Annotated in this window: 9 protein-coding genes and 1 pseudogene; 9 read left to right on the forward strand and 1 reads right to left on the reverse strand. The window is 40.3% G+C overall.

The window, feature by feature from the left end; genetic code table 11:
- The first annotated feature begins 257 nt into the window (after positions 1-257).
- From ABMB67_RS17395 to ABMB67_RS17410, 4 genes are all read left to right on the forward strand, one after another.
- Entirely contained in the window at positions 258-779 is a 522-nt protein-coding gene (locus ABMB67_RS17395; RefSeq protein ID WP_354572860.1) for a hypothetical protein, read from the forward strand.
- A gap of 1,110 nt (positions 780-1,889) precedes the next feature.
- Entirely contained in the window at positions 1,890-2,501 is a 612-nt protein-coding gene (locus tag ABMB67_RS17400) for a DUF1533 domain-containing protein (protein WP_354572861.1), read from the forward strand.
- Positions 2,502-2,563: 62 nt separating this feature from the next.
- Complete coding sequence (locus tag ABMB67_RS17405; RefSeq protein ID WP_354572862.1) at positions 2,564-3,400, forward strand: hypothetical protein; 837 nt, start codon at positions 2,564-2,566, stop codon at positions 3,398-3,400.
- A gap of 200 nt (positions 3,401-3,600) precedes the next feature.
- Entirely contained in the window at positions 3,601-4,203 is a 603-nt protein-coding gene (locus ABMB67_RS17410) for a hypothetical protein (protein WP_354572863.1), read from the forward strand.
- A gap of 69 nt (positions 4,204-4,272) precedes the next feature.
- On the opposite strand, the gene ABMB67_RS17415 is transcribed toward ABMB67_RS17410, so the two are convergent.
- A protein-coding gene (locus tag ABMB67_RS17415) for an IS3 family transposase (RefSeq protein ID WP_390189048.1) occupies positions 4,273-5,630 on the reverse strand; the annotation gives its coding sequence in 2 pieces (ribosomal slippage) (positions 4,273-5,162 and positions 5,162-5,630; 1,359 coding nt in all).
- 208 nt (positions 5,631-5,838) lie between these two features.
- Here ABMB67_RS17415 and ABMB67_RS17420 point away from each other — a divergent pair.
- The 5 genes and pseudogenes from ABMB67_RS17420 to ABMB67_RS17440 all read left to right on the forward strand — a co-directional run.
- Entirely contained in the window at positions 5,839-6,294 is a 456-nt protein-coding gene (locus tag ABMB67_RS17420) for a hypothetical protein (RefSeq protein ID WP_354572865.1), read from the forward strand.
- Between the two features lie 254 nt (positions 6,295-6,548).
- Entirely contained in the window at positions 6,549-7,871 is a 1,323-nt protein-coding gene (locus ABMB67_RS17425; protein WP_354572866.1) for a TolC family protein, read from the forward strand.
- Between the two features lie 179 nt (positions 7,872-8,050).
- Positions 8,051-8,275: a helix-turn-helix transcriptional regulator gene (locus tag ABMB67_RS17430; protein ID WP_354572868.1), complete on the forward strand. Its 225-nt coding sequence runs from the start codon at positions 8,051-8,053 to the stop codon at positions 8,273-8,275.
- A 22-nt stretch (positions 8,276-8,297) separates the two neighbouring features.
- Complete coding sequence (locus ABMB67_RS17435) at positions 8,298-8,486, forward strand: transposase (RefSeq protein WP_354572869.1); 189 nt, start codon at positions 8,298-8,300, stop codon at positions 8,484-8,486.
- Positions 8,483-8,596 (forward strand): annotated as a pseudogene (locus ABMB67_RS17440) (HIRAN domain-containing protein); the annotation flags it as partial. The gene ABMB67_RS17435 and the pseudogene ABMB67_RS17440, both read left to right, overlap by 4 nt.
- Positions 8,597-8,697: the final 101 nt, after the last annotated feature.

Here is an 8,697-nt window from a genome sequence, read left to right on the forward strand (position 1 = left end):
GAAGAGGTGAGGAAGCACCGAAGAGGCATGTGAGATGGCAGCGGGTTCGTAGTAGTGTTGAGCGCTAGCCGTTTGCACTGGGTTGGTAACAATCCAGGAGGATAAAACTAGCTGGAGCGAAGGAACCCAGTCAGCGATATAAACACTCAACTTACTTATTTCCCCAAAAATTTGTTAAGTAATGTGTTTGCTGATGGAACGCCGTATGCGATGAAAGTCGCTCGTGCGGTGTAGGCTCATTATAAGCCCAGCAGGTGTTGGGTGAAGGTGAGAATAGCTTTCCTGTTTCAACAGAAGATGTAAGCTATGCTGATTTAAATGTTGTTGATGGAGCTGGAGACATTAGTTCATCTGATACTGGAGTTGCAACAGTGGCTGAAAATGGAGCTGGAGATGGAGTAACGATTACATCAGTTTCAGCAGGTACAGCTACTATTACAGTTGAAGATTCAGCTGGAGATACAGCAACAGTAGATATTACTGTAAATGCTGATGGAAGCATTACGGTTGATAGCATTACACCACATTTTGAGATTTCAACAGAAGATGTAAGCTATGCTGATTTAAATGTTGTTGATGGAGCTGGAGACATTAGTTCATCTGATACTGGAGTTGCAACAGTGGCTGAAAATGGAGCTGGAGATGGAGTAACGATTACATCAGTTTCAGCAGGTACAGCTACTATTACAGTTGAAGATTCAGCTGGAGATACAGCAACAGTAGATATTACTGTAAATGCTGATGGAAGCATTACGGTTGATACTATTAATCCTGCTTAATCAAGTTAACTAATTATTTGATAAGGTGAGAGAGTCATTTTAAGACTCTCTCACCTTTTTTTGGTGTGCCCGGCATGTTGTATGGGCTTTAGGGTTCAAGTCCCGAACAGTAGACTCTAAAATAAGGCTCTAGAATAAATGTTGGGGTATTCGCACAATGAGGACAAAAAAAGGCACGCAAGCCCTTTGATCCTGTTATCCTTGAATTGACGAGAAAATAAGAAAGGATGGAGCTGCGTGCACAAAAGTCTATTATGAATCCCAGGATTAAAAGAGGTCAAGGTTACAAAGGTGGAAGAACGCGAGGACATGGGGGCGATTCATGTGGAGATACCAAGGAAGCCCCATGAATGTCCGCCATGTCAAGCGATGACGACACATGTGCACGATTAGCGAATCCAAAAGATCCAGCATCTCAAATGGTGGAATTGGAGATTTTTGGTGTGCAGGCTTTTATGTAGATGCAGTAGGGAAAAACAAAAAAGTAATTGAAGAGTGCACAAACAAGATGTTATTGTCGCAGTGTTGAAGGGAAAAGGACAAGGGAGCCATTTATCACAAAGTAATGAAGACAATCAGGTCCTTCTGTAAGAGGAATAATAGCTTTCTCTTGTTTACTTAAACGGGTAAAATTTCGGAAAATTAAATATATATTTAGTGTGGGAAAAGTAGCGACTATGTTAAGTTGACGGAACACTGTATACGATGAAGTAGCTTGTGCGGTGTAGGCTCGTTATGAACCCATTGAGGAAAGAAGGACAAAAAGAGCGTAGTTGGAGATATGGCTTATAATACTGATGCACTAGAACTAGACTTTCCTTAGTAAATGAGGTACGAATATACTGATCGGTCTGGTTGGAATTAAAGTGGATGTCACTCTGTATCATGGAAACTCTTCGCTCTGCTTGAATGGTATAAACTATATCCAACCGACAAGAGTTATCTTTCATAAATTAGCTTCCTATTTTTAATAATTCAGTATATATTAAAAATGGGGAAATAAGTCTTGTAAGTATTTCGTTGATGGATCGCCGTATGCGATGAAAGTCGCTTGTGCGGTGAAGGCTCAAACCGAAAGCCATGGTATAAAGGGTATAAGGTGAGAATAGCTTGTTCGCTCCTGTACTATTTGCAGATGTATCTAGCGCCACTGTTGATTACGAATTGCAAATTCAATTTGTGGAAGATGCGGATTGGCGAGATGCGGTAACGGATGTCTTGGTCGATGGCGTATCAATAGGAGTTGGAAATTGGAATTTGGTCGCAGGAGAATTAAGGTTGAATCCTGCTAGTATAGCAAGTCTTCAGTATGCTGGAGATCGAACAATTACAGTTATTGCTACAGGATATAATAATGCAGAAGTGGTGCAACCACTTGCCGTTGGAGCTGTGGATACTAGCAAGACCACTATGAATGTAAACCCGGCACTACAGGAAGGACAAATAAGTACAGTAACCTTAGTAGCGAAAGATCAGTATGAGAATTTAGTTTCCGGTCATCAGTTTAAGTATGACGTCAATATTCTAAGTAATGATACAACAACGATAGAACAATATTCAATAAATGGTGTGGTTCACACAGTTTCAGCTTCATTTGTCACACTCCCTCTGACAGACAGTAAGGGAGAAGTAACTTTTGAAATACAAATCCCTGCTACGGTAGATCCTGAGGATGGTTTATTAATAAATATTGATGGTCAAAATATTTCGTTTATTAAATAAAATTTTATTAGAAAAAGGAGAGGCAGGTTGACTCTTCTTTTTCTAATATTGGAGGAACGGAGATGGCGATTAGAGTTCAGGAGATTACTAAGACGAATAAAGAAGATTATAAGGATCTAATGCCAGAAGAAATTTGTAGCATGATTGGCACGTTTTCTATTTTTTCATATGCTCTTTTATTTGAAAACAAGCCGCATACAATAGCAACTGTGGAGATCAGGAAGGCGAGTGCCATTATATTTTTTATTCGCGTTATTCCGAGTAACTATCCTGATGAGGCTATCTTGCAAGCGATGTTGCAAGCGTTGGAAAGGATCATGAGGGAAAAGAAGATAGATCGTTTAGTGAGTTTTCACCCTGATTCCAGCTTAATGGAACAAGTAGTGCAACGAATGAAGTGGAAAAGTGTAGAACATCAATATGATTATCAGTTGAAATTAAAGAACTTCTCTAAACAGAACTCTGTTGAAGTCGGCTCCTATCATGTAGTGCCATGTCGGACAAGGTCAAGTAACTTTTTTGAGACAGCTTTTAAAAAAGTGCAGAAAGAAGCAGAGGAAAATCAAATTTCATTACCACCACGCCCTGCTATTAATGTAGATGCCAGTTATTTATTACTCGAGGGGAGCGAGCCGATAGGGTGGCTGATGGCAACAGCATCAAAAGATGGAACAATTGGTATTGCGAGGTTTTATGTAGGAGAGCACAGTCGAGGCTTGTTGATACCTTACCGCTTCCTACTTATTGCTTGTTCGGATATGCAACATAACCTGCAAGTTAAACAAGTAAGCTTCCATATTAAAATGTGCAAACTTAAATTAATAAATTTAATTGATAAAAGTTTATTAGGAGAAGTGTTGCAAAAAAGAAGGATTCAACTGGCACAGAAGGTTTTATAAGGTGTATTGTTCACTACAAAAAATAACTTTTTAATTATTCGGAAAAATGGTATGATTATTTTGGGGAAATAGGTAACAAATGTGTTTCGTTGATGGATCGCCGTGTGCGATGAAAGTCGCTTGCATGGTGAAGGCTCGTTAGAAAATCAAGATTTTAAAAGGTATAAGACGAGAATAGTATCGATTTAAGTACAACAGCATTGGCATTATCTACAAATGGGGTTAATTTTGAAGGTGGCACAGGAGCAAGCGTTGAAATAACTTCTCACGGACTAAGAATTGAGCTTACTGAAAGTACAGACCATTATGTGTGGAATCGAGTTGCTTTCGATGATGTCCAAGAGAAGCTAGGTACAAGTAGTCCAGATTTCGAAAAATTTGAAAGTGTATCGGTCTCAACATTAGACGGTGGGACTTTAGCTAATCCAACACATCGTTTACGAGCAAATATTAACCTAAGTGGAGACTTTCATGATCCAACCGAAGGGGAAGGACCTTATGTGAGTACTTCAATTAACATTGTGCAGGAGCCAAGTGGCGGTGATTCATGGGATGTTTCTGTGAATCGTGGTGACGGTACTTATTACTATGGCCATACTCTAGGAACGCTTGACCAAGTTATTGAACAACTAAAGAATAGTGGCAGCTATTCAAACTTGGAGATTTCGCAAATTTCAGTAGGGACGGGAGTGAACTTGAGTCCTGGTTTATCAACAGGCTATACAACGTTAGAGGGTTTCACAATTTGGTATGATGGTAAAAAAATTGTTGTGCCATTCACATATGATTATACTGGTGACTAAAATAGGTTTATGCTATGTAGAGCCTCATCTTTATGAAGTGACCCCAAAAAATTAGACACAGTTATCTCATTAAACAACGGGTTGGGCATGAGTTCGATATTGTATCGGGCTCATGCCTTTTAATTTTGCCTTAATCCGTTTTGTGTTGTAATAAGTTATGTACGTTTCTAATTCGCTTTTAAAATGCTCCGCACTTTCAAACTCTTTTATGTAGAGAAACTCAGACTTCATAATCCCGAAGAAATTCTCCATTACAGAATTATCGTAACAGTTTCCTTTACGAGACATACTTTGTACAATCCCCCTCGATTCTAGCGCTTGACGATAGTGCTTCATTTGATAGTGCCATCCCTGATCTGAATGCATCAATAGTTGATGTTCTTCCGGTAGGCGTTCGAAAGCCTTTTCCAACATCCCTGAAACAAGCGAATACGTTGGCCTAGAGCCAAGTGTATAGGTAATAATTTCTCCATTAAATAAATCTAAAACAGGTGATAAATAAATCTTCTCGCCACATAATGTAAACTCCGTAATATCCGTTACCCATTTCTGGTTTGGGGCGTCTGCCGTAAAATGACGATCTAAAATATTTCGTACGATCTTCCCACCAGTCCCTTTATAAGACTTATATTTTTTCATACGTACAATACACTTTAAACCTAATTCTTTCATAATCCGTTGAACCTTCTTGTGATTCACTTTTTGCCCACGATTCGCAAGCTCATCACGAATACGGCGATAACCATAACGCCCTTCATGTTCTTCATAAATAGTCTTTATCTCCACTTTTAAATCGGCATCTGGATCTGGACGATTCATCCGTTTCACTAAGCAATAGTAAGTGCTACGTGGAATGCCAGCGAGCTTTACGAGTGCTTTCACCGGGTATTTATGCCTTAATCCATAGACTACTTGCGTTTTGTCTTGTTTGGTGATATTTCCTTGTTTTGAACTAAGGCATTCAACTTTTTTAAATATTCGTTTTCCATCTCTAGTTGTTTAATACGTGCTTCAAGTGTTTCATTAGAGCCTTTGACAGGTGCTTGTTTTGGTTGTTGATTCAATTCTTTTTTCATGGATGAACGCCCCTTTTTCTTTGATTGAAGGGCATCTAATCCTTGTGTTTCAATTCGTTTTCTCCACGCACTAATTGTGGAAGGGCCAGGTATTTTAAAAATAGCTGCCGTTTCGTTTAAGGACGTACCATGTTCAATCATGTAATTTAGTACGTCTAGTTTAAACTGTTGTGTGTAATTTGTATATCGCTTTACAAATGCTTCCTCACCATTGTATTCGTATTGTTTAACCCACTTAAGAATGGCTTTATTATTTGTTCCTAAAGATTTAGCTATTTCATATGAACTCTCATTTCCATTTAAATAACGCAAAACTGCTTGTAATTTATCGTCTGTAGAAAATTTAGCCATAGAAAAACTGCACCCCAATTGTTAGTTTGTGTCTAACAATTGGGGTGCAGTTCAATGATGGGGTTTTTTTCATTGGTAAGAAGAATATATACTGATTCGGCATACTTCTCAATAAATATGTAACAATCTCGCAACGGCTTTACTTGCGATTGAAATAAATGTAAGCTAAAGGGGCAAATGCTATATCGTAAATGGGGGTACAACAAACATGAAAAAGAGATATGTAATCGCAGCATTGGCAATCAGCCTAGGGCTAAGCGCATGCTCAAATAACAGCGACGTTGAAGAGCAGCCGCAGGACGAGCCACAGGAAGAAGTACAAGACCAGCCTCAAGAAGAAGGACAGCCTGAAGACGCTGCATCTGAAGAAGAGCAGGAACATGCTATTTCAGAAGAAGAACCTTCTGTGAGCCTTGGAGCCGAAGAAGAATTACAAGCAGAATTTGCTTCTCAGCCGGGTATAGCTGATGTCATGGTTCAGTTGGAAGAAGGAACTATTAATAGAGTAAACGCTGATATTCAAATCAATGACGAACAGGAACTGTCACCTGAAGAAGTTGCTGAAACATACGCTGAATTAATTAAAGAGAAATATCCTGATTATGCGGTGGATATTATCGTTACACAAGACGGGAAGATGTTAACACAAACTCAATTTGAGTAATAAATAATTCGGTATTAGTATTATCTATACTTGAAATGGTGAGCGAAACCACCACCATATTCTTAAGAATGCCGCCATCGGTTAGTAAGCAAACCGGTGGCGGCATTCTTTTTTCACGTCAACAATTTGTCACTTATCTGGCTGGAAAGTATGATAAAATAATATCAGTAGCGTTAAATTTTACCGTTGATGACATAGAACCTGAAAGCACAGACATGGCGATGAAACGAACGTAAGGGAAGGGGAAGGTTTTGTTGAAGAAAAGTGCGACAGTCGGATTAGCGTTTTTGTTGGCCACATCAAGTATAGCACCAGTGGCTTTCGCGGATGAGGCTTCTGATGAAGTCCTGGAAGAAGAAGGAAGTGAAGATGTACAAGAAGGGGAAGAAGCAGAGGAAGGCAGTGAGGAAGAGGAAATCGAACTGGTTAACAGCCTTTCTCTTGAGCAGGCTCTTGAACGGGCGCTTGAGGACAATTCTTCTTTAATGCTCTTAAACTATCAGCTTGAAATTCTCGAAAATCAGGAAGGCAACACAAATCTTGATTATCGTGATTTAGAAAAGGATATTGAAGACCTGGAGGATGCGTTAGACAATTTAATGGAACGACGTCGCAATCTTGATCCTTTTGACCCGAGTTACATAGGTGAGCGCATAGGTCTTGGGCAGGAATGGAACGCGATGAACGACCAGCTTGAGATGCTTGAGGATACAATTGAGCAGCTGGAAGACGCGCTTGAACAGCTTCGTTCCGGTCAAGTGACGCTTGTGTATAACCAGGATGAAGCAAGAGAAAGCATTAAAATGGCAACGGCGATGACGTTTACCCAGCTGTTAATGACCGAAGAGCAGCTTGAGCTGCAACGAAAGTCAATTGATGTATTGGAGACAGAGATCGCCAATCTTGATCGTCAGCGTGAGCTTGGATTGATTTCGTTCAACGAGTTTAATACAGAAGCGCGTGAACTGAGAATCCAGAAGTCTGATCTTGAGCAGGAAGAAAAGAAATATCATCATGATCTGGCTGAGTTTGCGCTCGACTTAGGCCTTGTCTATCATCCTGACTTCTCGCTTGAGCCGATTGAGCTTTCCAGCTCTGCCTTACCAGAGCAGGAAACCGATACGAATGAGTTGATCGAAAATTCATTCCAGTATAAAGCCCAGCTTGAGGCGATTGAAATGGCAAAATATGAGCGTGATCGTGTATATGACGATGAGGACTCATCCTCTTATCAGAAAAACGAAGCCGACTTGAATGTGAAGGTCGAAGAGGAGAATTTAGCCCAATTGAAGCTGAATGCCGAAGCGGCCATCCGTCAGCTCTACTTCGATATCGAGGACAGCTATCAGGCGATTCAGGACGCGCAGCGAGATCTGGACTATGCCCGCTATGACTACAATATGTTAGAGCGCCGCTATCAGCTCGGGCTGATGTCAAAGGCGACGTTTGAACAGGCGGCCATTCAAATTGATCAAGCCGAGCTTGCTCACGAAATGGCGAAGTACTCCTACTTCCTTGTCACCCAACAACTTAAAGCCCTTGAAGCCGGCGTTCTGCCGCAGCAAGGACAATCATAAGAAGCATAAGCGCATAAGCGAAAGAAGCACCAGTGGGGATGGCCCTGTTGGTGCTTTTTTTGACGGAGAGATGATTCGGTGGAAAGGAAATTATCAATTGGGGAGATTAGTGCATCCAAAACATTACTCCATAGCTTGTTTATTATGAACGTATTAAAAGAGGAGAATTTGATCCTATCATTAGCTTACATCAATTAGGAAAGACATTAATTGCATATCGCATTTACCTTGGAATGAGTCAACAAGACTTAGCGGAGCGATTAGGGGTATCCCCTTCTCAAGTATCAAGAGATGAGCGAAATGAATACTATGGGGCCAGATTAGAAAGGCTTCAGCAAGTAATGGAAGCCATGAAGATGGTTTCAAAAACAGAAATTCATTCAGGTGATTTGGTATTAGCATAAATAGGAACAGAGAAATGTAGTTATTGATCTATCCAGAGCGTTTAAGGAAGCTGTACGGCGGCAATTAGGAGGTTCATTGATTATCGTGGATCGTTTTCACTGTATGTGTTGGGCATTTGGTCAAGTGAAAAGAAGGGAATGGGTAATCCGCCTTTTGCTTTACCGAAAGGAATGGATCTTAAATTGGTTTGAAGGGAGGGTGAAAGCATGAGTAAGAGACCGTTTGAACTCTGGCTGATTTGGCAAAATGTTGAGACACGCCAGCGTTATCATGTAGGAAGGTTGCTCCATGAAGATGGCGGCTATACATTTTCCTACGAGAAGGAAGTGTATTTGGCAAGTAGGAAATGTATGATTTGGCAGTTAAAAATGTAGCTACTTGCCAACATCCTTTTTTAACGATTGAGTAATGATTCTTTGTG

Origin of the sequence: Halalkalibacter oceani (assembly GCF_040544555.1) — a bacterium.
GTDB classification, from domain to species: domain Bacteria; phylum Bacillota; class Bacilli; order Bacillales; family Bacillaceae_D; genus Halalkalibacter; species Halalkalibacter oceani.